This is a genomic window from Flavobacterium psychrotrophum (genome assembly GCF_003403075.1).
GTDB classification, from domain to species: Bacteria; Bacteroidota; Bacteroidia; order Flavobacteriales; family Flavobacteriaceae; genus Flavobacterium; species Flavobacterium psychrotrophum.
In genome coordinates this window covers 1,919,511-1,943,804 of record NZ_CP031557.1, presented here as the reverse complement: position 1 = coordinate 1,943,804, position 24,294 = coordinate 1,919,511, and the positions used below count along the sequence as shown (strand labels likewise).

General features: G+C 39.9%; 26 protein-coding genes. 16 read left to right on the top strand and 10 right to left on the bottom strand.

Translation table 11 applies throughout. The features are described from left to right. Positions 1 to 7 precede the first annotated feature (7 nt). From lpxA to sucD, 7 genes are all read left to right on the top strand, one after another. Entirely contained in the window at positions 8 to 793 is a 786-nt protein-coding gene (gene lpxA, locus DYH63_RS08430; RefSeq protein ID WP_116788392.1) for an acyl-ACP--UDP-N-acetylglucosamine O-acyltransferase, read from the top strand. Between the two features lie 118 nt (positions 794 to 911). Continuing rightward, a complete protein-coding gene (gene efp, locus DYH63_RS08425) occupies positions 912 to 1,475 on the top strand; it encodes an elongation factor P (RefSeq protein WP_116788391.1) in 564 nt (187 codons plus the stop codon). A gap of 63 nt (positions 1,476 to 1,538) precedes the next feature. Beyond that, positions 1,539 to 2,804, top strand: coding sequence for a carbohydrate porin (locus tag DYH63_RS08420; protein ID WP_162926965.1), 1,266 nt, complete (start codon positions 1,539 to 1,541; stop codon positions 2,802 to 2,804). A gap of 12 nt (positions 2,805 to 2,816) precedes the next feature. After that, entirely contained in the window at positions 2,817 to 3,746 is a 930-nt protein-coding gene (locus DYH63_RS08415) for a UDP-3-O-(3-hydroxymyristoyl)glucosamine N-acyltransferase (RefSeq protein WP_116788389.1), read from the top strand. A 2-nt stretch (positions 3,747 to 3,748) separates the two neighbouring features. Further along, positions 3,749 to 4,105: a hypothetical protein gene (locus DYH63_RS08410; RefSeq protein WP_116788388.1), complete on the top strand. Its 357-nt coding sequence runs from the start codon at positions 3,749 to 3,751 to the stop codon at positions 4,103 to 4,105. Between the two features lie 52 nt (positions 4,106 to 4,157). Beyond that, positions 4,158 to 5,240 (top strand): DoxX family protein, encoded by a 1,083-nt coding sequence (locus DYH63_RS08405; protein ID WP_162926964.1) that lies wholly within the window; start codon positions 4,158 to 4,160, stop codon positions 5,238 to 5,240. A gap of 109 nt (positions 5,241 to 5,349) precedes the next feature. Further along, positions 5,350 to 6,222 (top strand): succinate--CoA ligase subunit alpha, encoded by an 873-nt coding sequence (sucD, locus tag DYH63_RS08400; RefSeq protein WP_116788386.1) that lies wholly within the window; start codon positions 5,350 to 5,352, stop codon positions 6,220 to 6,222. Positions 6,223 to 6,333: 111 nt separating this feature from the next. Here sucD and DYH63_RS08395 read toward each other — a convergent pair whose 3' ends face one another. The 3 genes from DYH63_RS08395 to DYH63_RS08385 all read right to left on the bottom strand — a co-directional run bounded on the left by DYH63_RS08395 (position 6,334) and on the right by DYH63_RS08385 (position 9,514). Continuing rightward, positions 6,334 to 6,711 (bottom strand): VOC family protein, encoded by a 378-nt coding sequence (locus tag DYH63_RS08395; protein WP_116788385.1) that lies wholly within the window; start codon positions 6,709 to 6,711, stop codon positions 6,334 to 6,336. A gap of 31 nt (positions 6,712 to 6,742) precedes the next feature. After that, a complete protein-coding gene (uvrB, locus tag DYH63_RS08390; RefSeq protein ID WP_116788384.1) occupies positions 6,743 to 8,728 on the bottom strand; it encodes an excinuclease ABC subunit UvrB in 1,986 nt (661 codons plus the stop codon). Between the two features lie 132 nt (positions 8,729 to 8,860). Continuing rightward, positions 8,861 to 9,514, bottom strand: a complete 654-nt coding sequence (locus tag DYH63_RS08385; protein WP_116788383.1) for a YciE/YciF ferroxidase family protein — start codon at positions 9,512 to 9,514, stop codon at positions 8,861 to 8,863. A gap of 172 nt (positions 9,515 to 9,686) precedes the next feature. Here DYH63_RS08385 and DYH63_RS08380 point away from each other — a divergent pair, with 172 nt between their 5' ends. Both DYH63_RS08380 and DYH63_RS08375 read left to right on the top strand, forming a co-directional pair. Beyond that, a complete protein-coding gene (locus tag DYH63_RS08380; RefSeq protein ID WP_116788382.1) occupies positions 9,687 to 10,160 on the top strand; it encodes a DNA-deoxyinosine glycosylase in 474 nt (157 codons plus the stop codon). Positions 10,161 to 10,281: 121 nt separating this feature from the next. After that, positions 10,282 to 10,761 carry a hypothetical protein gene (locus DYH63_RS08375; protein ID WP_116788381.1) on the top strand — a complete coding sequence of 160 codons (480 nt, stop codon included), beginning with the start codon at positions 10,282 to 10,284 and terminating at the stop codon, positions 10,759 to 10,761. Between the two features lie 442 nt (positions 10,762 to 11,203). On the opposite strand, the gene DYH63_RS08365 is transcribed toward DYH63_RS08375, so the two are convergent. Both DYH63_RS08365 and DYH63_RS08360 read right to left on the bottom strand, forming a co-directional pair. Beyond that, positions 11,204 to 11,575 (bottom strand): PUR family DNA/RNA-binding protein, encoded by a 372-nt coding sequence (locus DYH63_RS08365; RefSeq protein ID WP_116788379.1) that lies wholly within the window; start codon positions 11,573 to 11,575, stop codon positions 11,204 to 11,206. A gap of 71 nt (positions 11,576 to 11,646) precedes the next feature. Continuing rightward, positions 11,647 to 13,404 (bottom strand): ABC transporter ATP-binding protein, encoded by a 1,758-nt coding sequence (locus DYH63_RS08360; protein WP_116788378.1) that lies wholly within the window; start codon positions 13,402 to 13,404, stop codon positions 11,647 to 11,649. A 196-nt stretch (positions 13,405 to 13,600) separates the two neighbouring features. Between DYH63_RS08360 and DYH63_RS08355 the strand changes: the two genes are divergently transcribed. The 4 genes from DYH63_RS08355 to yajC all read left to right on the top strand — a co-directional run bounded on the left by DYH63_RS08355 (position 13,601) and on the right by yajC (position 16,540). Next, positions 13,601 to 14,704 carry a Glu/Leu/Phe/Val dehydrogenase dimerization domain-containing protein gene (locus DYH63_RS08355; protein WP_116788377.1) on the top strand — a complete coding sequence of 368 codons (1,104 nt, stop codon included), beginning with the start codon at positions 13,601 to 13,603 and terminating at the stop codon, positions 14,702 to 14,704. An 87-nt stretch (positions 14,705 to 14,791) separates the two neighbouring features. Further along, positions 14,792 to 15,736, top strand: a complete 945-nt coding sequence (gene nusB, locus DYH63_RS08350) for a transcription antitermination factor NusB (protein ID WP_205528290.1) — start codon at positions 14,792 to 14,794, stop codon at positions 15,734 to 15,736. A 26-nt stretch (positions 15,737 to 15,762) separates the two neighbouring features. After that, a complete protein-coding gene (locus DYH63_RS08345; RefSeq protein WP_240409082.1) occupies positions 15,763 to 16,242 on the top strand; it encodes a DUF1573 domain-containing protein in 480 nt (159 codons plus the stop codon). Between the two features lie 10 nt (positions 16,243 to 16,252). Further along, positions 16,253 to 16,540 (top strand): preprotein translocase subunit YajC, encoded by a 288-nt coding sequence (gene yajC / locus DYH63_RS08340; protein ID WP_116788376.1) that lies wholly within the window; start codon positions 16,253 to 16,255, stop codon positions 16,538 to 16,540. A 143-nt stretch (positions 16,541 to 16,683) separates the two neighbouring features. Here yajC and DYH63_RS08335 read toward each other — a convergent pair whose 3' ends face one another. From DYH63_RS08335 to DYH63_RS08325, 3 genes are read right to left on the bottom strand one after another with little or no spacing between them, the layout of a single operon-like run. Continuing rightward, the gene (locus DYH63_RS08335) at positions 16,684 to 17,742 is read right to left on the bottom strand and encodes an NAD(P)H-dependent flavin oxidoreductase (protein WP_116788375.1); all 1,059 of its coding nucleotides are present in this window, start codon (positions 17,740 to 17,742) and stop codon (positions 16,684 to 16,686) included. A 10-nt stretch (positions 17,743 to 17,752) separates the two neighbouring features. Further along, positions 17,753 to 18,136, bottom strand: a complete 384-nt coding sequence (locus DYH63_RS08330) for a DUF3037 domain-containing protein (protein ID WP_116788374.1) — start codon at positions 18,134 to 18,136, stop codon at positions 17,753 to 17,755. After that, the gene (locus tag DYH63_RS08325) at positions 18,114 to 18,908 is read right to left on the bottom strand and encodes a HipA family kinase (RefSeq protein WP_116788373.1); all 795 of its coding nucleotides are present in this window, start codon (positions 18,906 to 18,908) and stop codon (positions 18,114 to 18,116) included. Before DYH63_RS08325 ends, DYH63_RS08330 begins: the two co-directional genes overlap by 23 nt. A 118-nt stretch (positions 18,909 to 19,026) precedes the next feature. Between DYH63_RS08325 and DYH63_RS08320 the strand changes: the two genes are divergently transcribed. Both DYH63_RS08320 and DYH63_RS08315 read left to right on the top strand, forming a co-directional pair. Continuing rightward, on the top strand, positions 19,027 to 19,524 hold the full coding sequence (locus DYH63_RS08320) for a metallophosphoesterase family protein (protein ID WP_116788372.1): 498 nt from the start codon (positions 19,027 to 19,029) through the stop codon (positions 19,522 to 19,524). Positions 19,525 to 19,599: 75 nt separating this feature from the next. Next, complete coding sequence (locus DYH63_RS08315) at positions 19,600 to 20,595, top strand: 2-hydroxyacid dehydrogenase (RefSeq protein ID WP_116788371.1); 996 nt, start codon at positions 19,600 to 19,602, stop codon at positions 20,593 to 20,595. Positions 20,596 to 20,936: 341 nt separating this feature from the next. Here DYH63_RS08315 and DYH63_RS08310 read toward each other — a convergent pair whose 3' ends face one another. Further along, positions 20,937 to 21,128, bottom strand: coding sequence for a cold-shock protein (locus DYH63_RS08310; RefSeq protein ID WP_116788370.1), 192 nt, complete (start codon positions 21,126 to 21,128; stop codon positions 20,937 to 20,939). 558 nt (positions 21,129 to 21,686) lie between these two features. Further along, on the bottom strand, positions 21,687 to 22,100 hold the full coding sequence (locus tag DYH63_RS08305) for a DUF4293 domain-containing protein (protein ID WP_116790775.1): 414 nt from the start codon (positions 22,098 to 22,100) through the stop codon (positions 21,687 to 21,689). Positions 22,101 to 22,293: 193 nt separating this feature from the next. Between DYH63_RS08305 and rho the strand changes: the two genes are divergently transcribed. Continuing rightward, on the top strand, positions 22,294 to 24,195 hold the full coding sequence (gene rho, locus DYH63_RS08300) for a transcription termination factor Rho (RefSeq protein ID WP_116788369.1): 1,902 nt from the start codon (positions 22,294 to 22,296) through the stop codon (positions 24,193 to 24,195). Positions 24,196 to 24,294: the final 99 nt, after the last annotated feature.

Below are 24,294 nucleotides of genomic sequence, written 5' to 3'. Positions count from 1 at the left end.
AACGACTATGAATCAACCCTTAGCATATGTGCATCCGGGCGCTAAAATCGCTAAAAATGTAGTGATTGAGCCTTTTACAACCATCCATAACAATGTGGAGATAGGCGAAGGAACCTGGATAGGTTCTAACGTTACCATTATGGAAGGTGCCCGTATAGGCAAGAACTGTAATATATTTCCCGGTGCGGTTATCTCTGCCGTTCCGCAGGACCTTAAATTTGGTGGTGAAGATTCTCTTGCCATCATTGGAGATAATACTACAATACGCGAGTGTGTAACCATCAACCGGGGCACTGTGGCATCGGGCAAAACCGTAATTGGCAAAAACTGCCTTATTATGGCAGCTGCACACGTAGCGCACGATTGCCATATAGGCGATAATGCCATTATTGTAAATGGCGTGTTGCTTGGCGGCCATGTTACCATAGGAGACTATGCCATCATTGGCGGACTTTCTGCGGTACACCAGTTTATAAGTGTAGGTGCGCACGCCATGATTTCTGGTGGCTCATTACTACGTAAAGATGTACCTCCGTTTACCAAGGCGGCAAAAGAACCGCTTAGTTATGTGGGTATTAACTCGGTAGGCTTAAGAAGGCGCGGTTTTACACCTGAAAAAATTCGTGAGATACAGGAAATTTACAGGATACTGTACCAAAGAAATTATAATACTACCCAGGCAGTAAGCTTTATTGAAGCTGAAATGGAAGCTACACCGGAGAGGGATGAGATATTGCTTTTCATCCGTAACTCATCAAGGGGTATCATGAAAGGATATACAGGAATTTCCTAGTATTGTTAGTTTGGTCATGTGCCGATTCTGTGATTCGGGGCAGCACTTAGCCGGATGTACAGATTCCTTATAACCAGATTACCGTATAAACATAGAAATAAACAAATAAACTAATAAAATGGCCAGTACGTCAGATATCCGCAACGGTTTGTGCATTAAGTTCAACCACGACATTTATAAAATTATCGAATTCCTTCACGTTAAGCCGGGTAAAGGCCCAGCTTTCGTTCGTACAAAACTTAAGAGCCTTACAAACGGAAAAGTACTTGATAATACTTTTTCTGCGGGCCACAAAATTGACGATGTAAGGGTAGAAACACACAAGTTCCAGTTTCTTTATCCTGAGGGTGACCAGTTTCACTTTATGCACTCTGAAACATACGAGCAAATATCGCTACACAGGGATATCCTTGATGCGCCAGATCTTTTAAAAGAAGGAGAAACGGTTATGGTTATCATCAATGCTGAAACTGATGCGCCATTATCTGTAGATATGCCAGCATCTGTAGTACTTGAAGTTACTTATGCAGAGCCGGGTGTTAAAGGTAACACTGCAACTAATGCTACCAAGCCTGCAAAAGTAGAAACAGGAGCATCTGTAAACGTACCGCTTTTTATTAACGAAGGCGATAAGATCAAGATCGATACTGCTACCGGTGCTTACATGGAGCGCGTTAAATAATACTTATACAAGGTGAAACCGGTTACCGCCGCCGCCCTGCTGCTTTCTTTAACTGGGTTAAGCATGAAAGCGCAAACCAATGACAGTATTAAAAAAGAAAATTTTTCTTTTCACGGACAAACTACGATAATATATCAGTATAAACCGGGCTTTTCTGCTCCTTACAGCGGGCAGAACAGCCTGAGTACTGAAGAAGAACAGTCTAATTCGGTTACGTCTACGCTTTTTGCAGGAGCACGCCTCTGGAAAGGGGCGAGTGTTTACATTAATCCCGAAATGGCAGGTGGCTCCGGCCTCAGTAAAGTTTTAGGGCTTGGTGATGCGCCTAACGGTGAAACCTTTAGGGTGGGCAGTACATCTCCAAAGATATACCTGGCGAGGTTGTATTTTACCCAATTGTTTGCCCTTAATGGCAATACAATTGCGCAGGAAAGCGACCAAAACCAGCTTGCCGGACAAATACCCGAAAAATATATTGGCATAACAGTCGGTAAGGTTTGCCTTTCCGACTTTTTTGACCAAAATACCTACAGCCATGATCCCCGTACACAGTTTATGAACTGGGGGCTTATGAGCAACGGCGCATGGGATTACCCGGCCAACACTCGTGGCTATATTCCCAGTGCCATACTACAATATGTAACCCCGGTTAATGAGTGGCGTCTTGCTTTTTCGTTATTGCCCGAAGTAGCTAATGGACTTCCTGTAAACTGGAGCATGGGCAAAGCAAACTCTGTTACCCTTGAATATGCACGGCACTATACTATGTTTGGCAAGCCCGGTACAATAAGAGTACTTGGTTTTGTAACCAATGGCAAGATGGGAAATTATCGCGAGGCAATAGCCTTAAATCCATCAGCGCCGGTTATAGAGGATGTGCAGCAGTATGGTAATAAAAAGTATGGTTTTGGCCTTAATGCCGAACAGGAAATTACGGATGATATGGGCGCATTTTTCAGGGCAAGCTGGAATGACGGGTATACGCAAACCTGGGCATTTACAGAAATTGACGAAAGCATTAGCCTTGGCGTAAGCGAAAAAGGAACCCTCTGGAACCGTAAACAGGACACGGCCGGATTAGCGGTAGTTGCTTCCGGAATTTCTGACCCGCATAAAGATTATCTGGCTTCTGGCGGATACGGATTTATGCTGGGCGATGGTAAACTTAACTATGCCATAGAAAGTGCAACAGAATTTTATTATGCTGCCCAACTCAATAATAATCTCTATCTTACAGGTGGTTATGAGTTTGTAATGAACCCGGGCTATAATAAAGACAGAAATGGTCTTGTAAATATTTTTTCATTAAGGCTTCATGCCGAACTTTAATCAGATCTTACTATGAAATTTCCCCAAATACAGGCGCTAAAAGATATTGCGGCATTAATTGACTGCGAATATGTAGGTGCCGATGATTTTGAAGTACATGGCATGAATGAAATTCATGTTGTAGAACCAGGCGATATCGTGTTTGTAGACCACCCAAAATATTATGATAAGGCACTGCAATCTGCAGCAACAATAGTGTTGATAAACAAAGAAGTAGATTGCCCGGATGGTAAAGCCCTGCTAATATCTGACGATCCTTTCAGAGATTTCAATGCACTTACAAGGCACTTCAGGCCATTTTTACAGGCTAATGTTTCTATTGCACCAACGGCAAAAGTAGGCGAGGGTACAGTCATACAGCCCAATACCTTTGTGGGTAATAATGTTACTATTGGTAAAAACTGCCTTATTCACAGTAATGTAGCCATATATGACAATACCGTTATAGGCGATAACGTAATAATTCATGCGGGCACTATTTTAGGTGGTGATGCTTTTTATTACAAAAAACGCCCCGAAGGTTTTGACCAGTTACTATCTGGCGGACGTGTAGTTATTGAAGATAATGTGGGCATAGGTGCCGCCTGTACTATAGACAAAGGCGTTACCGGAGACACCACTATAGGTGCAGGTACTAAGATAGACAATCAGGTACACATAGGGCATGACACTGTCATTGGCAAAAAATGCCTGATAGCATCGCAAACCGGTATTGCAGGCTGCGTAGTAGTAGAAGATGAAGTTACTATGTGGGGACAGGTAGGTGTTACCAGTGCCATAACCATAGGTACTAAGGCGGTAATACTGGCACAAACCGGTGTGGCAAAATCATTGCCGGGCGGTAAGGTATATTTTGGTTCTCCGGCAGAGGAATCGCGCGAGAAGCTGAAAGATATGGCTTATGTAAAACGTATTCCTGAAATATTACAAAAACTGAAATAATCATGAGCGCAGGCGATGTTGTTTTGGCTTACTATAAAGATATTCCAGATGCTGATAAGCTACAGGAACACCTGCATCCGCAGTTTAGTGTAGAGTGGACTAGCACGCGTGGGTATATGGAGTTCAGCAAAAAGGAAATCCTTATCATGATGCAGCAGCTTGCAAAGATGAATGCGGGTTCGCGGATTGATGTGAGGGAAATTATTACAGAGGGCAATAATGTATCGGTTAAATATGACCATTATATCAACCCTTTAGATACACCTACCGAAGAAAAGCTATATTCGAGATCGCTAGCAATGTGGAAGGTTGAGAACAATAAATTACTTCGGGGCTATGTAATGAGCTTTATAGAATAGTAATATTATGCTAATTACAAATTTTAGCGATTATAAAAAGCAGGTAATTCTTATGAAGGTTATCTGCTTTTTTTGGGTCATTACAAAACTTATATCATTTAACGCCTGGATTGCAGAAAGATCTTTACCAACTGTAGCTATCATAAGGTTTCTTGATATTATTCCCGCTTTTATACATCTTTCATTATATATTGTTGCTTTGTTGTGTTTCACAGTTTTCATAATCAAAGGATGGTACAGGATGCTGGCAGTGGCATTGATTGTAGAATTTTGCTCCTGCCTGCTTGATTTATTACGCTGGCAACCTTATGAATATCTGTACATATTCATTGCCTTTTTTTATCTTATTTTTAAGGATAGGCCTCAACATTTTTTTATTATTTTACGTATACTATTATCATCTACATATATTTTTAGTGGTCTTCATAAAATAGGGGGAGCATTTTTATATTCAACATGGGATAAACAATTTCTGCTCAAATTTGGAGGTATTGGTAAGCATGGACTTGTATTACATTACTCAGGTTTATTACTTCCTTTGGCTGAACTTGGAGCCGGAATTGCGTTGCTGCTTTATAAAAATAGAAGATGGCCTGCATTGGCACTTATATTTATGCACATTTGTATATTATTAGTCTTAGGTCCCTTTGGTCTCAATAGTAACTACATAATATGGGGGTGGAACATTTGTCTTATTGTCGTTTTATATATACTTAACTATCACGTTATAAATAAACCGGTAATTTTAAAAGAGTTTCCTAAAATAGCAGCAATATTGCTTTTGGTTTTTTGGCTAATATTACCTGCCAGTAATCTGTTTGGTTACTGGATACATTATTTTTCGTCAGGAATGTATAGTGGTAAGACGCCAAATGTCTACATCTGTTTGGAGAAAAGTGGAAAAACAAAGATTGTATCATCCTATTTTAGTGGAGATAACGAGTGTCAAAAGTGCACATCCGGATGTCAGATCAGGCTTAACAGATGGGCAGAGGCAGAAACGGGACTGATGCCGTTTACAGAATTATTTTATTATGAACGTTTAAAAGAAAGAATAGGCAGTAAATATCCTGACTGGCAATTACAGATGTTTTACACCATTTATCCTTATAAGGAAGTTAAAGAAATTAAGTAATATTTTCTTGCAGAATTAGGTATACAAATATCAAAAAAAGCTTCGGGCGTATTGCTTAAAAAGCTATTTTTGTAACGCAAAATTGAATTAAAAAAAATATCAATATATCATGAGTGTTTTAGTTAATAAAGATTCCAAAATAATTGTACAGGGTTTTACAGGAAGCGAAGGTACCTTCCATGCTACCCAGATGATCGAATATGGTACTAACGTGGTAGGTGGTGTTACACCAGGTAAAGGTGGTTCTACTCACCTGGACAAGCCCGTTTTTAATACTGTAAAAGACGCTGTAGATATAGCAGGTGCAGATACTTCTATTATCTTCGTTCCGCCTGCATTTGCTGCAGATGCTATTATGGAAGCTGCTGAAGCAGGTATTAAAGTAATTATTGCTATTACTGAAGGTATTCCTGTAGCAGATATGATTAAAGCTTATGATTATATTCAGGGTAAAGACTGTCGCCTTATAGGTCCTAACTGTCCGGGTGTTATTACTCCGGAAGAGGCTAAGGTAGGTATCATGCCGGGCTTCGTATTCAAAAAAGGTAAAGTAGGTATTGTATCTAAATCAGGTACTCTTACTTATGAGGCTGCTGACCAGGTTGTAAAACAAGGTCTTGGTATTACTACAGCTATTGGTATTGGTGGTGACCCAATTATTGGTACTACTACTAAAGAAGCTGTTGAACTACTTATGAATGACCCTGAAACTGAAGCTATCATCATGATAGGTGAAATTGGTGGACAGCTTGAAGCTGATGCTGCTAAATGGGTTAAAGCTGACGGTAACCGCAAGCCTGTAATTGGCTTTATCGCTGGTGAAACTGCTCCTAAAGGCCGTACAATGGGTCACGCAGGTGCAATTGTTGGTGGAGCTGATGATACAGCTGAAGCTAAAAAACGCATCATGAGAGAGAACGGTATCCACGTTGTTGACTCTCCTGCAGAAATAGGCAAAAAAGTAAAAGAAGTTTTAGGATAACCACTAAAACAAACACATAGTAAGAGAGCCGGATGATTTTTCATCCGGCTCTCTTTTTATATTCAGTCACTAATTTCCAAATTTTAGTATAAGTTAATGTAATTTGTGTTTTTATTTCGCATCTTCATCTACCTCAAAAATCCCAAATACATTATTATCTACATCTATAAAATAACCCTGCCAGCAACGTCCCGCTACGGCAAATTTATCCATGGCCACGATGCCGCCGTTATCTAAAATTATCTTTGCCTTGGCGTCAAAGTTCTCCACCTGTATTGAGCAGGTAAAGGCATTGGTTCCACCTCCTAAGGCTGGGGTAGGAGCAAAACGCTTTAACAGCCCACCAAACATATTTTCGGTTTCAATACGGTAATATTCTATCGGGAAGCTTTCTTCCTTTACAAAGTTCCAGCCAAAAACCGCTTCATAAAATACTTTGGCTTTTGGTACATCTGTAGCTTGTATCTCGAAGTAGGCGAGGGTATTCATGGTTTTGTGAAATTAGAATTAAAGTAATTTATCAAACCTTCTCTTGCAGCACCTTAATCTCATCCCTTAGTTTAGCGGCCTGTAAAAAGTCAAGTTCCTTGGCAGCTTTCTCCATAGACTTGCGTTTCTCGCGGATGATTTTTTCTATATCGCCTTTAGCCATGTATGTTGTGTCTGGTTCAGCAGCAACTTTTGGCGTGTGTTCCAGTTTATAGGCATTGCTTTTACCAAGTGAATTTTTACTGATTTCTTTATTCAGTGCCATAGGTACCTTACCATTGGCAATGTTATAGTTATGCTGTTTTTCGCGGCGGTAGGCAGTGTCATCAATAGTACGCTGCATACTGTCTGTTACTTTATCAGCATATAAAATAGCCTTACCATTTACGTTACGCGCGGCGCGGCCTACGGTCTGTACCAGCGATCGTGTATTGCGCAGAAAACCTTCCTTATCGGCATCCAGTATTGCAACCAACGAAACCTCCGGCAGGTCGAGTCCTTCACGCAGCAGGTTAACACCTATAAGCACATCAAACAATCCTTTACGCAGGTCCTGCATTATTTCTACACGCTCCAGCGTATCTACCTCACTGTGTATGTAACGGCAACGGATGGAAACTTTAGTAAGGTACTTAGCCAGTTCTTCGGCCATACGCTTTGTAAGGGTGGTAACAAGTGTACGTTCGTCAAGTTCTACACGTTGCTGTATTTCGTCTATAAGGTCGTCAATCTGGTTAAGGCTTGGGCGCACTTCTATAACAGGGTCAAGCAGCCCTGTGGGGCGTATTACCTGTTCTACATAAACGCCACCGCTTTTTTGTAGTTCGTAATCAGCCGGGGTGGCACTAACATATACTACCTGGTTTTGCAAAGCCTCGAATTCCTCAAACTTCAGCGGGCGGTTATCCATAGCAGCAGGCAGACGAAAGCCATATTCTACAAGGTTCTCTTTGCGCGAACGGTCGCCGCCATACATGGCATGTACCTGGCTAACGGTAACGTGACTTTCGTCGATTACCATAAGGAAGTCTTTAGGGAAATAATCGAGCAGGCAGAACGGGCGTGTACCGGGCAGCCTGCGGTCCAGGTAGCGTGAGTAGTTCTCGATACCGGAACAATAGCCCAACTCGCGTATCATTTCAAGGTCGAAATTAGTACGCTCTTCAAGGCGCTTGCCCTCAAGGTGTTTGCCTATTTCTTTAAAATAATCTACTTGTTTTACAAGATCTTGTTGTATCTCCCATATTGCACCCTGAAGTACATCCGGACTGGTTACAAACATGTTAGCCGGATAAATATTCAGCTGGTCATATTTTTCAATGACTAATGAGGTTACTTTATCGAAAGCCTCAATCTCCTCGATTTCATCGCCAAAAAAGTGGATACGGAATGGTTCATCACCATAACTTGGAAAAACCTCTACGATGTCTCCCTTAATGCGAAAGGTACCGGGCGTAAAGTCGGCTTCGGTACGGGCATAAAGGCTCTGTACAAGTTTATGCAGCAGCTTGGTGCGGCTAAGTATCTGGCCACTATGAATGGATACCACGTTTTTTTGAAATTCTACCGGGTTACCAATACCATACAGGCATGAAACCGATGCTACGACCAACACATCTCTGCGGCCTGAAAGCAGCGAAGAGGTGGTGCTAAGACGCATCTTTTCCAGCTCCTCGTTTATGGAAAGGTCTTTTTCTATATAGGTTCCCGTTACCGGAATATAAGCTTCCGGCTGGTAGTAGTCGTAGTAAGATACAAAGTACTCTACCGCATTATTAGGGAAAAACTGTTTAAATTCTGAATACAGCTGTGCCGCCAGCGTTTTGTTATGCGCAAGCACCAGGGTAGGCTTTTGCACTTCCTGTATTACATTAGCAACCGTAAAGGTTTTACCCGATCCTGTTACACCCAGTAACGTCTGGAACGGCTCACCGGCATTAATACCTTCTGTAAGCTGTTTTATGGCACCGGGCTGGTCGCCGGTAGGTTTATAATCTGATACAACCTGAAATTTCATTCTGATAGCTTTTACTACAAATATACGGAATAGTTAGCCCCATTACAATGGTTTAACAGTACGGGGTTTTTGTCAAACAAAAAAACGGGGCTTTAATAAAAACCCCGTCTTCTGACAAATGCTGCTGATCAATTACTCCATTTCACTATCATCTGCTTCAGCAGCATCAAAGTTTATGGTATTGTAAGCTGCTTCTGTAAGTGTTATGTCGGCTGCCTTTTCTTCTTCAAGTGTTACATGCAGAATATCGGCTACATCGTCCATGCCTAGTGTTTTTGCAAAGGCAATGATGGTACCATAGGTAGCAATCTCATAGTGCTCTATTTTTTGTGATGCGGCAATAATACCGGCATCGCGCACAGGACCCGGCTCAGTACTTTCCATAATGTCCTGGCCTTCTTTAATAAGCCCGTCCATAGCTTCGCATTTCTTAGCTACAGCTTTTTTGCCAACGATTTCAAATACTTGCTCCAGCCTTGCTATCTGTTCTTCAGTTTCTGTAAGATGAGCCGTAAGGCCATCTATAAGATTTTGTGTGGTAGCATTCTTAGCCATTTTTGGCAGGGCTTTAGTCAGTGCTTTTTCTGCCCAGTAAATATCTTTAAGGCAGTCAATAAACAGTTCTTTAAGGCCTTCGGCAGCAGTAGATTTTGCTTTTACAATGCCTCTTGCTGTTATTGCAGTTGCAGTTTTAGCGGCTGTAGCTTTGGCAGCAGTTGTTTTAGATGCTGCGCTCTTAGCAGCAGTACTTTTTGTAGTTCTTGATGTGGTTTTTGTTGTAGCCATCTTAGTAATAATTAAGTTATTTTTGATATTTTAGCTTATGCTTGTTACCCAAAGTTATATAATGGTACAAGCCGCTAATCACAATGAAATCATAAATCAAACCGCGCTAACAATTGTTTAACTATCAGTGTAATACATTACTTATACGGTTAGTTATCCTTATGTTTTTATTATGAAAAAAGCTTTTGCACCTATTGTAGATACCAGTTGTACTATGCTTATATTGGGTACCATGCCCGGAGAAAAATCCCTTGAGTTACAAGAATATTATGGAAATCGTGGCAACCAGTTCTGGAAGTTGTTATTTACGATTTTCGGAAGGGAAATGACCCATAATTATGATGATAAAAAAGCTTTGCTAAAAAATAACCATATTGCATTATGGGATGTATTAGAATACTGCGAACGAGAGGGGAGCCTGGATAGTAATATAAAAAATGAAGTAGCTAACGATTTTACTAAATTTTACAAGGAGTATCCTAATATTAAGAAGGTGTTTTTCTCCAGTAAAAATGCAGCTGCATATTATGATAAGTATGTGGGCAGGGTAGAGGGTATTGAATATACAGTGCTTCCTTCACCAAGTGGTGCCAATGCAACTATGAGTTTTGATAAAAAACTTGAAATATGGAAGAGCATTCTTTAGAATCCTTTTAAGAGATTCTGTATAATGTTGTAACAGATTTTGTACTTAAATATAAACTGTAACCTGTTTTTACAGAGATAAAAAGATATATCTTTGTTTTATTCCAGAACGAAAATAACAAATGAAAAAAAAGGCGTTTATAATTGCGTTATTCCTATTTGCTATAATTGGCAATGCACAATCTACGGGCTTTTCTGCTGTAGGAGGTAAGCTTCTGTGGGAAAATGTTTTTATAACAAGCGAAACTAATATTCCGGCAATCATACAGCGCCACTCACGCCTCAAAATTATTTCAGAAAAAGGTCCGTTATATAAGGGAACGGCTACAGGTGTAGGCAGCTCTTGCCCGGAAACGTCTAAAATATTGAAATCTGAATACAATTTTGACTTTGAAATTGAAGTTGCCGAGGGTAAGTACCGCGTAACCGTATCTAACATTCGTTTTACCGGCAAGGGAAAAGCAAGTACAGAAGCTGGTAAGTACTACATTACCAACAACGAACTCACTGCAACTAATATTGCCGAAAAAGATTTAGCTTGTATAGATGGCTATCTAAATAAAATTTTCACAATGACTTTTATTTATAAAAGCAGGTCTTAACAATTAATAACCAGTAATTTAATTTAGCGGGTTAAATATTTTTTGTAGCTTTATAGAGGTTCGATACAGGATGAGAAATTATCCGTTTATTATTTTAGGACTTAAAAGTGCTAAAATAAATATTATGTAAGAAGTGCTCTTGTACTTTTCTATTGGTATTTGCAGGAATTAATACAAACACAAAGATTATGAAACTATTTAGCCTTAGCCTTTCGGTGCTTACGCTAATGAGCACATTGTTTTTCTTATTAACCAATTTTCCTGACCTTAGCTTTAACGGAATAATTTATCTGTTTTTAATGCTGCTCCTGATTTTGATATGTATTACAGGTATACTTATAAATATGCCGAAAAGACGACAAAGTATAATTTATAAATATCGGCTTAGCTTTAAGTAGCCTGTTTGTAGAAATAAATAAAGCCCTTTTTGAGGGCTTTATTATTATATATCGTCAAAATTAATGTCAGTATAGCTTTCTGCAGGAACAGCATCTTCGGCTCTCTCGCCAAATAATTTCCTGAAGTCTTTTTGATGCCTTTCAGAAATTACTTCTTCGCCTTTGTTGTTTAAAACATAACCGGTCATCTCGTCAAGAATATCTTTAAATGCTGTAAAGTCTTCTTTGTACAGGTAAATTTTATGTTTTTTAAAATGGAAAGACCCATCTTCTTCAGTAAATTTCTTACTTTCAGTAATGGTTATATAGTAATCATCTGCCTTAGTGGCCCTCACATCAAAAAAGTAGGTTCTTCTGCCTGCCCTCAAAACTTTAGAAAAGATCTCTTCCTTTTCCAGCATATCATTTTCTCTCATAATCCTGTGTACATTTAGATTGGTTTATGTAGTTACCAAAAATCTAAAAAAAATCTTAATTATCCAACTAATTACTGCAATTCTTTTTCTGATAATTGCAGCAGGTACAGTTCTTTATAATATCCGTTATGGTTTATCAATTGATTGTGAGTGCCTTGTTCTACTATTTTTCCGTCTTCAAGTATTATTATTTTGTCAGCATTCTTGGCAGATGATACCCGGTGACTTACAATAATTGTGGTTTTATCGCGGCAAAAGTCGCGCAGGTTGTTCAGTATTGTTTCCTCGGTTTCTGTATCTACTGCAGAGAGGCAATCATCCAGCAATAGTATAGGTGCGTCTTTAATCATGGCACGCGCTATAGATACACGTTGTTTTTGCCCACCCGAAAGTGTAATACCACGTTCGCCAAGTATGGTTTCGTACTGATGGGTAAAGCCTTCTATATTATGGTGTACTGCTGCTTTTTTAGCTACCGATACAATTTCTTCCTGTGTGGCATCTTCTTTCCCAAACTTAATGTTGTTTTTTATACTATCGCTAAACAGGAACGCATCTTGCGGTACATACCCTATACCGCCGCGCAGGTCATACAGGTTAAGGTCTTTTACATTTTCGCCATCTACTGTTACATTACCACTGCTGGTGTCATAAAGCCTGCTTATTAAAGACAGTATAGTACTTTTACCGCTGCCTGTACGACCCAGTATGGCAAGGGTTTCACCTTTATTTAGTGTGAAAGAAACATCATGCAATGCTGTAATGTTAGTATCCTCATACGTAAAGCTTACGTTGTCGAAAACTATATTGCCTAAAATAGGTGTATGCTCAGGGTGTTCGTTACGAATTTCCGGCAGGGTTTTTAAGAACTCATTAATACGCTTTTGCGAAACTTCAGCCTCCTGTACCATGCTCGATATCCATCCTAATGATGCTACCGGCCAGGTAAGTTTGTTTATATAAAGTATAAACTCTGCAATGGTACCAATATCTGCAATGGTGCCGTTTATATACATGGTGCCGCCTACAAGTATTACCACAAGGTTGCTAAGCCCTATAAGTAATATCATTAACGGGCCAAAGAGCGCGCTGATTTTAGCCAGGCTCATGTTGCGTGATTTACTTTCGCGGGACAGCGCTGTAAAATCTTCTTCTTTTTGTGTCTCAAGTGCATAAGCCTTTGTAACGCGTATGCCTGAAAACATTTCCTGGGAGTAGGTAGCCAGCGATGAAAGATTTTGCTGTGTAAGTGTGCTGCGGCGGTTTATTTCGCGGCTAACCCAAAATATACTGTAAGCCAGTAATGGTAGCGGTAGTATAGTATATAAGGTAAGTTTTGGCGATATTAGCGTCATCTGGGTAAGGATAACAACAAAGCCTATTATTGTGTTGAGTGAGTACATAATAGCCGGCCCTACATACTGGCGTACTTTGTTTACATCTTCGCTAATGCGGTTCATAAGGTCGCCGGTGCGGTTGCGTTTGTAAAAGCTTTGCGACAGGTTCTCGTAATGGCGAAATACTTCGTTCTTGAGTTCAAATTCTATGTGGCGAGACATTACGATAAGTGTTTGCCTCATAAAAAAAGTAAGTATACCTCCTACAAGGGTTGTTCCTACAATTAGTAGTATAACGGTAAGAAGTTCGCTACGCACGGCATCTGCACTAATTTGACCTTTTGTAAACTTTTCTATGGCTGTAACAGCACTCCCAATGTACTTAGGAGTGAATAACGAAAATATTTGCGCCGCTATGGTTATTACAATTCCTAAAAGAAATTGAAATTTATATTTTACAAAATATTTGTTTAAATACTGTAATTCTTTCATTGTATGTTTTGGTAAGGTAAAATTACCTTAAGCTTACTGTTAAATTTGTTTAATAATCGTTATTAAGTATCCTTTATGGATTTCCTTAACTTTTATGGAAAATACAAAAAATGCTCATTTTTCAGCCCTGTAACAAGAAAATGTATAAATTTGTGTCAGGTTTTTGAATTATCTTTCAAATTTAAAAAATAATATTATGATAGCAGAAGTTGTTAAAGCCAATGAGCTTACCAAGGTTGACCCGGTGTTTGGCCAACCCTCTTTTAACGATCATGAGCAGGTTGTATTTTGCCATGACAAAGATACTGGTTTAAAAGCAATAATTGGCATACATAACACAGTTTTGGGGCCTGCACTGGGCGGTACCCGTATGTGGAAGTATGCTAACGAATGGGAGGCTCTTAACGATGTTTTAAGGCTTTCGAGAGGGATGACATACAAGTCGGCAATATCAGGCCTTAACCTTGGAGGAGGTAAGGCAGTAATAATAGGCAATGCCGCAACAGATAAGACTCCTGAACTTATAACACGTTTTGGAGAGTTTGTTAACTCACTTAGTGGTAAATATATTACCGCAGAAGATGTGGGCAGTACAACAGCCGACATGGATCTTATTCGCGATGTTACACCACACGTTACCGGTATTTCAGAAAGCAGGGGAGGCTCTGGCAACCCAAGCCCTGTAACAGCATATGGTGTATATATGGGTATGAAAGCTGCAGCAATGCACCAGTTTGGGTCTAATAACCTTGAGGGTAAAAAAATATTAGTGCAGGGTACAGGCCATGTAGGCGAAACCCTTATCAGCTACCTTGCTAAAGAGGGCGCACTTGTACAAATAAGCGATATTAACGAAGACCGTATGCACGAGGTAGCGGCTAAATATGGCGTGCAGCTATTTACAGGAGATGATCTTTACAGTGCCGATGTAGATATTTATGCCCCATGTGCCCTTGGCGCTACCATTAACGATGCTACTATTAATAAAATAAAGGCTAAAGTTATTGCAGGTGCGGCTAACAACCAGCTTGCGGTTGAAGAAGTACACGGTAAGATACTTATGGATAAAGGCATTTCTTATGCTCCGGATTTCCTTATTAATGCCGGTGGTATTATTAATGTATATGGCGAAATAGCGGGTTACGGTAAAGAAGAAGCCCTGAAAAGGACTGAGAATATTTACAACACTACGCTTGAAATTTTTCACGTTGCCGAAAGCAGCGGAATAACTACGCAGCAGGCTGCAATGCAGATTGCCCAAAAGCGTATTGACGACCGAAAAAAAGAAATTGCTAAATAATTAGCTGAAAAAGATATTATTCTTAATTTTGCGGGGCGAAAGCGATAATGCTTTCGCCTCGTTTAATTTTAAAGTTCTTATATCCGGATGTTAAACAGGAGACATATTCGTGTTAAGGTGATGCAAAGTATTTATGCCATGCACCAAAATAATTCAGACAATATGGACAAGGAAGAAAAATTCCTGTTCCAAAGTATTGAAAACATCCGTGACCTCTACCTTATAGTGGTGTCGGCTCTTGTAGAGCTAAGGAGCGTTGAAGAAGATTTTATCGAAAAATCTCAGAAAAAACACCTGGCTACTGCACAGGAGCGTAACCCAAACAAAAAGTTTATCAACAACCAGATACTGCAATTGCTTGCCGAAAGCAATCCGCTTAGTATTGCCCTTGCTGAAAACAAAATTGACAACTGGAAGCGTAACGACGATTATGTACTTATACTTTTAGAGGCCGTTAAAAGCAGCGACCTTTATAAGGAGTATATGAAAACAGAAAAAAGCAATTACGACGAAGACCGTGCGTTTATTGCTAATCTTTTTGACGAGGTTATAGCCCCTAACGAAAAGTTGTATGAATACCTTGAAGATTATAAACTTACCTGGGTAGATGATATCCCGGTAGTAAACACGCTTATAAGCAAGCAGCTTAAGGTGCTTTCGCCGGAAGGCCGCGATTCTTTTTCGGTGCCAAGGATATATAAGGATTTTGAAGATAAAGATTTTGTGCGCGACCTGTTCCGTAAAACAATACTGAATGACAACGAGCTTGCAAAAGAATTTATAGATAAGACACCTAACTGGGATTCTGACCGTATTGCTGAGCTGGATGCCATTATACTTAAGATGGCTATTTGCGAATTCCTGAAATTTCCGTCGATACCGGTAAAGGTTACTATTAACGAATATCTTGAAATTGCCAAGGAGTACAGTACACCAAAAAGCAGTATCTTTATCAACGGAATTTTAGATAACCTTGTTAAGGATTACCATGAAAATAATAAGATGGTAAAAGCAGGCAGGGGATTAATGTAATACCAATTAAAAACATTTTTATAGTTATGATTAAAAAATCAGTGGCCATGCTTGCCATGGTATCTTTAGTAATGGCTTCATGCAAAAAAGAAAATGCAGCCCTTACAATTGACGACGCTACAGCAAAAAAAGCTGAACTTGCCCATGCTGACTCAGGTAAACTTGCAATTATAAAGTTTGATAATGCTGAATTTGACTTTGGCACTATCCAGCAAGGTGTTAAAGCAGAGCATACTTATAAATTTACTAATGAAGGTACGGCAGACCTGCTTATTACAGATGCTAAAGCCAGCTGCGGCTGTACTGTGCCTGATTATACTAAAGAGCCTGTGGCTCCCGGTAAAACAGGAGAAGTACACGTTGTGTTTGACTCTACAGGTAAAAGTGGTGAGGTTTCTAAAACGGTTACCCTTACTGTAAATACCGAAAAAGGCAACGAAGTTGTAAGTTTTAAAGCTAACATAGAATCTAAAGGCATAGGCACAGTAGCGCCTGCTGCACACTAATATTTATATAATGGAACAATTACAAAGTTTTTTACCCCTTATCCTTGTTGTTATCGTGTTTTATTTCTTTATGATAAGGCCGCAACAAAAAAAGGCTAAACAGGAAAAAGAATTTGAAGCAGCTTTAAAAGTTGGCGACAAGGTTATAACCAAGAGCGGCATACATGGCAGGCTTGCAGAAATAGGTGATACCACAATAGTTATCGAAACTATGGCAGGTAAACTTAAATTTGAGCGTGCCGCGATTTCTCCTGAACTTACGCATAAGCTTAACAATCCTACAGTTGCAAAAGCATAATACAACTAACCCCTGAAATTATCAGGGGTTTTTTATTGGAGTTGAGGGATTGGTGACAATAATAAAGCCACGAATTTCACTAATTACCACTAATCGATTAGTGTAGATTTGTGAAATTCGTGGCTTTAGTTTTATAATAGCGATTACAAACTCTCTGTTTCACTTATAATCTTATTAAAAATATCGGCAGACGGAAGCTTGTCTGCAGATAAGGCCGCGGCCTGTCCCGACCAAAGATTTGTAAGCTGTCCGTTATCTTTTTTTTGAGCTTCAGCCCTTAATGTGCCTGTAAGGCTATTTTGTATAGGGTAGGGAGGGATGTCCAGACCTGTTGACTCAACTTTATCTATAAAGTCGTTTTTTATACCGCGTGCCCACCTTCCGGAAAATGCACGTGTAAGTATGGTGTCGGTATCTTTTGCTGTAGCAAGTGCTTGTTTGTATGCTGGTATAGCAAGGCTTTCGTTGGCAGAAATAAAGGCGGTGCCTATTTGTACAGCTAATGCTCCTAAAGCAAAAGCTGCTTTAACCGTTTCACCAGAATTAATAGATCCCGATGCTATGAGTGGTATATTTACTGCCTTGCGGGCCATGGGTACAAGTGCCATCAATCCTACCTGAGGTACATCGCCGGGTATAAAGCTACCGCGATGTCCGCCTGCTTCAATACCCTGAAGCACTATGGCATCAACATTTTTTTCGGCTAACAGTATTGCTTCTTCGGTACACGTTGCAGTACCAATGAGTATAATGCCGTGTTGTTTCATTTTAGTTAAAGAACCGTCGTCCGGTATTCCGAATGTAAAGCTTACTATGGGTACATTTTCCTCTGTTAGAATAGCAATCTGCTCTTTATAAGTATAGAATTTAAGGCTTTCTAAATCGGGAACTTCAGCGTGTAAACCGTTCTTGTCAATCAGTGTATTAAGATAACTCCGCATTGCTTCTGCCTGTACACTATCAATGTCAGGAACATCGTGGGCAAAGAGATTTACGCTATATGGCTTATCAGTAAGGCTTTTTACTTCCTGTATCAACTGCCGGGTTTTCTCTGGCGAAAACCCGCCTACAGGTAATGAGCCCAATCCGCCTGCATTGCTTATTGCGGCCACCATAGCCGGAGAGGTTACCCCCAGCATGGGTGCCTGTATTACCGGGTAAGTAACACCCAGTAATTGCGTAAGTTTATTTTGCCATTCCATAATAACTAATTTAGAGTACTAATTCTGTAAAAAGCTGTTGTGCCTTTTCGTCAAGGTCGAGGCACAGTCCCGGATGCGGCCGTGATGTTTGTATTACCGAACTGCGTACGGCTGTTAACCACCTGAAACGTTCGGGCGTTTCCATTAGTGCTATGGGGCCGCCATTTTTTGCTCCCTGTGCTATCCGCTGAAAGGAGTCGAGGTTGGCTTGCAGTTGTTCAATGTCCAATGCCGCGTGCAGGGCAAGCAACCTTGATTCGTTTACAGTAAATATCATTTTTATAAAGCGTTTACGTTTGCAGAACAAAATAACGCCCACGTTTATAAATTCTTCGCGTTCTACCCTGGGTACCACGCGAATTACTGCATATTCATATAAGTGCCTGTCTTGCATCCTGAGCTTGTTTTATAAATATGTCAGCGTTTTGTAAACGTAATAAAAGGAACTGTACATACACTTCGCGCACAGCATCCGGCGATTGTTCCATGCCTTCCCATTGTAGCCATTCATCCGGTAACAGGCCTACAATGGCGCGTATCTTATCTTCGGTAAGTAGTGCTTTATATTCGGCATCTACTTCGTTAAGCAATGTGGCCTGTGGCAGTAATACATGGTCTTTTATTAGTGTAAAAGGCACTAATGCGTGCTTTTCAGGCTCGGTAAACGCATGATGAAAATAAAACGATGCGCCGTGGTCAATCAGCCACAAATCCTTATGCCATATCAGCATATTGGTATTACGAAAAGTACGGTCTACATTTGTTATATACGCATCCAGCCACACAATTTGCGAAGCAAGTTTAGCTTCTACAGTAGTAACTACGGGGTCAAAATTAATGGCACCACTTAGGTAATGCAGTGCAAGGTTAAGCCCTTGGCTGTTTTGCAGTAAATCCTGTATTTCCTCATCGGCTTCGGTACGGCCAAAGGCTTCATCGAGATTGGCAAAAACCAGTTCGGGTACCGGTAGTCCAAGTGCGCGGGCTATTTCGCCACCCAGTAGTTCAGCTATCAGTGCTTTAGTGCCATGTCCTGCCCCTTTAAATTTAAGTACATAATTAAAATCGTCATCTGCCTCGGCAAGCGCAGGCAGCGAGCCACCTTCGCGAAGGGGGGTTATATACCGCGTAACGTTTACGCTACGCAAGGCAATACTTTTTTCCATCAATATTTTTTTATGGATTCTCTATGTAAAAATAGTGTTTTTAACTCAAAGCGTATAATAGGTTTTGCGCATTAAGAGTCTAAGAGGTATATTTGGATATTTAAAAGACCTTAACAAATTGACAAAAATCCTCCTCCTTAGCGATACGCATAGCCATATAGACGATACCATCTTAAAATATGTACACCAGGCAGACGAGGTGTGGCATGCCGGAGATATTGGCGATCTTTCGGTTACTGATACCATAAAAGCAATTAAACCATTGCGCGGGGTATACGGTAATATTGATGATGCTAAAGCCAGACTGGAGTTTCCGCTAAACAACCGTTTTATGTGCGAAGGGGTAGATGTGCTCATTACCCATATAGGCGGCTATCCCGGTAAGTACAACCAGGCGATTCGTGAGGAACTTTATGCTAACCCTCCAAAACTTTTTATTTGTGGACATTCGCATATCTTAAAAGTGCAGTATGACCAGAAACTGAGCTTGCTGCACATGAATCCGGGTGCTGCGGGTACACACGGTTTTCATCAGGTGCGTACCATGCTGCGCTTTACCATAACAGGCGATAAAATAGATAATCTTGAAGTTATCGAAATTGCCAAAAAGGGGTAGGTGCCTTAAATATGATAATGTACGGGGTTTTACTTAAATACAATTTGTATTTTTAGTGAAACTAATCCTTCAACCATGAAAGTTATCTTTTTCTCGGCTAAGCCTTACGACCGCCAGTTTTTTAACCGGTATAATAATATTCCCGGACTCGAAACAGAGTATTATGAAACCCATCTTGGCCCTCATATAGTTAATGTTATAGAAGATGCTTACGCTGTTTGTGTATTTGTAAATGATAAGCTTAGCGCTCCCGTTTTAGAAGCTATTGCGGCTAAAGGTGTAAAAGTAATTGCACTGCGGTGCGCCGGTTTTAATAATCTAGACCTTGATGCCGCAAAACGGTTGGGGCTTAGGGTATGCCGTGTTCCTGCTTATTCTCCCGAGGCAGTTGCAGAACATACCATAGCCATGCTGCTTACACTAAACCGTAAAACCCACAAAGCCTACAACCGCGTGCGTGAGCAAAATTTTTCGCTTGATGGTTTACTGGGCTTTAACCTGTCTGGTAAAACAATAGGGGTTATAGGTACAGGTAAAATAGGTAAAGCTTTTTGTAAAATAATGCTGGGTTTTGGCTGTACGGTTGTTGCTTATGATGTTTATGAAGATGCCGGCCTTAAAGAACTGGGCGTAGCTTATAAATCACAGGGCGAGGTTTTGGCAACAGCCGACATACTCTCTCTGCACTGCCCACTTACCGCAGAAAACCATTATCTTATCAACAGTGATACGCTTGCGCAAATGAAGGATGGTGTGATTGTTTTAAACACCAGCAGGGGAGGGCTTATATCTACAGCAGATATGATTGAAGCTCTAAAGAGTAAAAAGGTGGGAGCGTTGGGTATTGATGTTTATGAGCAGGAGGAAAAACTTTTCTTTCGCGACCTGTCAGAAAATATAATTGAAGACGATACCATACAACGGCTTATGAGTTTCCCAAATGTGCTGGTAACTGCACACCAGGCATTTTTTACAGATGAGGCGCTTTCGCAAATAGCAAAAGTAACCCTTGGCAGTATTGCTGCTTTTGCAGAAGGCAGTGAACCATCTCCTGAGGTTATATTAGTATAGATATCGAAACATAATTACTGCTTATCGATACTTAATTTACATTCGTCTAAAAATGAATGTATTGGTGTTTTTGTTGCCATATATTTGTCTCAACAAAACAGGTTAGCCCCCTAATACTGTAATAACATAGAATAAGAGTTTTTTTTTCATAATTGGTTTTGATTTGGTTTTATAAAACGCCCGGGTTAGTGGTTTTCCCAGGGCGTTTTTATTTTAAAAGTATTTGGCTGCTTATTGCAATTTCTTAACATAAGCAATTCTTTCACGTAAGTGCTGAATACTGTATAAACAAAAAGCCCTTGCATTAGCAAGGGCTTTACTGTAAATTTTATTAGCGCGTATTAAGCTATAACAACATTTATTGCGTTTGGACCTCTACGGCCTTCTTCTACGTCAAAACGAACTTCGTCATTCTCGCGAATGCTTTCTTTTAGACCAGAAACGTGAACGAAGATTTCTTTACCACCATTGCTTGGAGTAATAAATCCAAAACCTTTTTCTTCATTGAAGAATTTTACTGTACCTTCTTGCATTTTGTATAAATAATTTGCGCAAAAGTAATATTTTAATTTTAAACTTATTGATTAATAATGTTTTAATTTAAGGTTAACGATTTATATTGCCTTTAATAAAGTTATTTAGCGTTTAAGATTTATGTATTCGCATACAAAAACATTATCAGGGTTTTAATTCCGGGCATAATGAAGATTAAAATTATCTATTTTGGTGGCTGGTTGAGGCTGCCATATAACTTATTTTTTAGCAGTGTATAATCAATAAGCTTTTGTGTTGAAATTCAATCATCTAAAGATAACAACCGTTCGCCGATATCAACTATAGCATCGGTCTAAAAATATATTAAAACACATTTTTGCGCCATACATTTGTCTCAACAAAACAGGTTAGCCCCCTAATACTGTAATAAAAAAGAATATAAGATTTTTCATAATTGGTTTTGATTGGTTTAAAACGCTCTGCGCAAATTCAAAGAATTTTCCGGAGCGTTTTTTTATAATATTTTGAGTATATAACAAAAAAAATCCGGGTGGCAACCCGGATTTTTTACGCACTAATAAACTAAGTTAAAAGGTTTACCTCAATCTGTCGGCAGATTTTACGAGATCTTCGTCCTTCTTGATGGCCCTGTTTGCAAGGCTTAAAAAAACGATAGAAACAAGAGGAAGAATCATCCCAATACCCTTCTCAGACACCGTAGCGTCTCCGGATAGATTAAGCGACAGGTATATAAATAAACCCAGTAAAATAAAATTTAATATTATGTTCAGCCTGTTTATTACAAACTGTTTTTTTCTTTTCTTAAAGCTAAAAAGGCTTACAACAGAAAGCGTTGCACTAAAAACAAACAATATAATATATGCCAGGTTGTTTATAAAAAACGTTGGCTCATTTTGATTGCTTAAAGTATATAGCGGAAACAAAAACGGCAACAGGCCGCTTGCTGTAAATGCTATTGCTAAGTATACGCTTTGTATGCGTTGTATCATTGCCTTTGTACTAATTTCAGCACAAAAATATGTTTTCTTTTTTATAAATACTATTGTAAGGTAAAAAATAATTTGTATTATTGCATTACAAAACCGCAAGTACTTCATACTGCGTTGAAATCGTTACCCAGAAAATTTCCACTTACCCTTTACTTCAATTTTTGAAATTGCCTAAATTAACTATTAACTATACATGTTTGATATTTCTGAATTAAAAGAAATGAAGCTTCCTGAGCTTCAAGAGATCGCCAAGAAGGCGAAAATCAATAAATTCAGGGGGCTAAAAAAAGACGAGCTTATCTATCAGATACTCGACCATCAGGCGGCTAATCCGGCAGAGATACAACCGCTTTTTGAAGAAACTGCAGAAGCAGCCCCTGAAGCAAATACGGCATCTAAACCTAAAAGAGCACGCATAAGTAAAGATACTGAGCCAGAAAATGCTCCTGTGGCGGATACTGATAACGCACCTGTCGAAACTCCGTTTGAAGAAGTGCCTGTTACTGCTGCACCCGCCGGAGAAAAAATAATTAAGAAGAAAACACCTGTTGTTAAAGCATCTGAAGAGACGGTAACTGAGCAACAAGAAGATACAGAAGAAACGGTGGTGCCTAAAGAAGAAGCAACTGCAGAGCCTAAACTAGTAGCTACTGATGGCCCTGCAATACAGCCCGCTGCCGATAAAGTTTTTTCTAAAGAAAATAAAAAGCCTCTTCCCGTTAAGGATAAAGATAAAGACGGTAAAGCAAAGCGTCCTGTACTGACAGATGAAGAGCGTCGTGCTCAGATAGAACGTGCCAATGCTAATAATCCAAACCACCCAAGTTATAAAAAACGAATAGCAGAAGAACAGGGTACGGCTCCAGGCCCGGCACCTGCAATAACAAGTAGTGCCCCTGCACCAAAAGCTGCACAACCCCAAAGAGAACGAGAGCATAAAGAACATAAAGAGCCAAACTACCGTGAGGCAGATTATGAATTTGATGGTATTATAGAAAGCGAAGGTGTGCTCGAAATGATGCCTGATGGCTATGGTTTCCTGCGCTCGTCTGACTATAATTACCTTGCATCTCCAGATGATATTTACCTATCTAACTCGCAGGTTCGCCTTTTTGGCCTTAAAACCGGAGATACTGTAAAAGGTGTGGTACGTCCGCCAAAAGAGGGCGAAAAATATTTTCCTCTTGTACGTGTCCTTAAAATCAACGGGCATGACCCTCAGGTAGTAAGGGATAGGGTTTCTTTTGAACACCTTACACCGCTTTTTCCTGAAGAAAAGTTTAATCTTGCCGATAAGCATAGTACAATATCTACCCGTATTATAGATTTGTTTTCGCCAATAGGTAAAGGCCAGAGGGGTATGATTGTGGCACAGCCTAAGACAGGTAAGACAATGTTGCTTAAGGACATTGCTAACTCTATTGCTGCAAACCATCCTGAAGTTTATCTTATTGTACTACTTATAGACGAACGCCCGGAAGAGGTAACAGATATGCAGCGCAGTGTAAGGGGAGAGGTTATCGCCTCTACCTTTGACGAACCTGCAGAGCGCCATGTAAAAGTAGCTAACATAGTACTTGAAAAAGCCAAGCGCCTTGTAGAGTGTGGCCATGATGTGGTTATTTTGTTAGACTCTATTACACGTCTTGCAAGGGCATACAACACGGTGCAGCCTGCATCTGGTAAAGTACTTAGTGGTGGTGTAGATGCTAACGCACTGCAAAAACCAAAACGCTTTTTTGGTGCGGCACGTAATATTGAAGGAGGCGGATCGCTTAGTATTATTGCTACAGCGCTTACTGAAACCGGTTCTAAAATGGATGAGGTTATCTTTGAAGAATTTAAAGGTACAGGTAACATGGAACTTCAGCTGGATCGTAAGATTGCTAACAGGCGTATTTTCCCTGCTATTGACCTTACTTCATCAAGCACGCGCCGCGATGACCTGTTACTGGACGAAAAAACAATACAGCGTATGTGGATAATGCGTAAATACCTTGCAGATATGAATCCTGTAGAGGCTATGGACTTTATTAACGATCGCTTTAAAAAGACCCGTAATAACGATGAGTTTTTAATGAGTATGAACGGTTAATTAATTTTAACCTTTAAGATATGAGCCGCCTAAAAGCAATTTTAGGCGGTTTTTTTATAATCTTGTTTTAGGATATCTTACACGTTTTTCGTCAAAATA

Coding starts and splice junctions, on each gene's coding strand:
- DYH63_RS08380 (WP_116788382.1), top strand. CDS start 9,687: ATGAAAAAAGCTTTTGCACCTATTGTAGATACCAGTTGTACTATGCTT.
- DYH63_RS08330 (WP_116788374.1), bottom strand. CDS start 18,136: ATGCAAGACAGGCACTTATATGAATATGCAGTAATTCGCGTGGTACCC.
- DYH63_RS08415 (WP_116788389.1), top strand. CDS start 2,817: ATGAAATTTCCCCAAATACAGGCGCTAAAAGATATTGCGGCATTAATT.
- DYH63_RS08395 (WP_116788385.1), bottom strand. CDS start 6,711: ATGAATACCCTCGCCTACTTCGAGATACAAGCTACAGATGTACCAAAA.
- DYH63_RS08310 (WP_116788370.1), bottom strand. CDS start 21,128: ATGCAAGAAGGTACAGTAAAATTCTTCAATGAAGAAAAAGGTTTTGGA.
- DYH63_RS08375 (WP_116788381.1), top strand. CDS start 10,282: ATGAAAAAAAAGGCGTTTATAATTGCGTTATTCCTATTTGCTATAATT.
- DYH63_RS08405 (WP_162926964.1), top strand. CDS start 4,158: ATGAAGGTTATCTGCTTTTTTTGGGTCATTACAAAACTTATATCATTT.
- uvrB (WP_116788384.1), bottom strand. CDS start 8,728: ATGAAATTTCAGGTTGTATCAGATTATAAACCTACCGGCGACCAGCCC.
- DYH63_RS08335 (WP_116788375.1), bottom strand. CDS start 17,742: ATGGAATGGCAAAATAAACTTACGCAATTACTGGGTGTTACTTACCCG.
- DYH63_RS08315 (WP_116788371.1), top strand. CDS start 19,600: ATGAAAGTTATCTTTTTCTCGGCTAAGCCTTACGACCGCCAGTTTTTT.
- DYH63_RS08365 (WP_116788379.1), bottom strand. CDS start 11,575: ATGAGAGAAAATGATATGCTGGAAAAGGAAGAGATCTTTTCTAAAGTT.
- DYH63_RS08355 (WP_116788377.1), top strand. CDS start 13,601: ATGATAGCAGAAGTTGTTAAAGCCAATGAGCTTACCAAGGTTGACCCG.
- nusB (WP_205528290.1), top strand. CDS start 14,792: ATGTTAAACAGGAGACATATTCGTGTTAAGGTGATGCAAAGTATTTAT.
- DYH63_RS08420 (WP_162926965.1), top strand. CDS start 1,539: ATGAAAGCGCAAACCAATGACAGTATTAAAAAAGAAAATTTTTCTTTT.
- efp (WP_116788391.1), top strand. CDS start 912: ATGGCCAGTACGTCAGATATCCGCAACGGTTTGTGCATTAAGTTCAAC.
- DYH63_RS08305 (WP_116790775.1), bottom strand. CDS start 22,100: ATGATACAACGCATACAAAGCGTATACTTAGCAATAGCATTTACAGCA.
- DYH63_RS08410 (WP_116788388.1), top strand. CDS start 3,749: ATGAGCGCAGGCGATGTTGTTTTGGCTTACTATAAAGATATTCCAGAT.
- DYH63_RS08385 (WP_116788383.1), bottom strand. CDS start 9,514: ATGGCTACAACAAAAACCACATCAAGAACTACAAAAAGTACTGCTGCT.
- DYH63_RS08360 (WP_116788378.1), bottom strand. CDS start 13,404: ATGAAAGAATTACAGTATTTAAACAAATATTTTGTAAAATATAAATTT.
- sucD (WP_116788386.1), top strand. CDS start 5,350: ATGAGTGTTTTAGTTAATAAAGATTCCAAAATAATTGTACAGGGTTTT.
- DYH63_RS08325 (WP_116788373.1), bottom strand. CDS start 18,908: ATGGAAAAAAGTATTGCCTTGCGTAGCGTAAACGTTACGCGGTATATA.
- DYH63_RS08345 (WP_240409082.1), top strand. CDS start 15,763: ATGATTAAAAAATCAGTGGCCATGCTTGCCATGGTATCTTTAGTAATG.
- lpxA (WP_116788392.1), top strand. CDS start 8: ATGAATCAACCCTTAGCATATGTGCATCCGGGCGCTAAAATCGCTAAA.
- yajC (WP_116788376.1), top strand. CDS start 16,253: ATGGAACAATTACAAAGTTTTTTACCCCTTATCCTTGTTGTTATCGTG.
- rho (WP_116788369.1), top strand. CDS start 22,294: ATGTTTGATATTTCTGAATTAAAAGAAATGAAGCTTCCTGAGCTTCAA.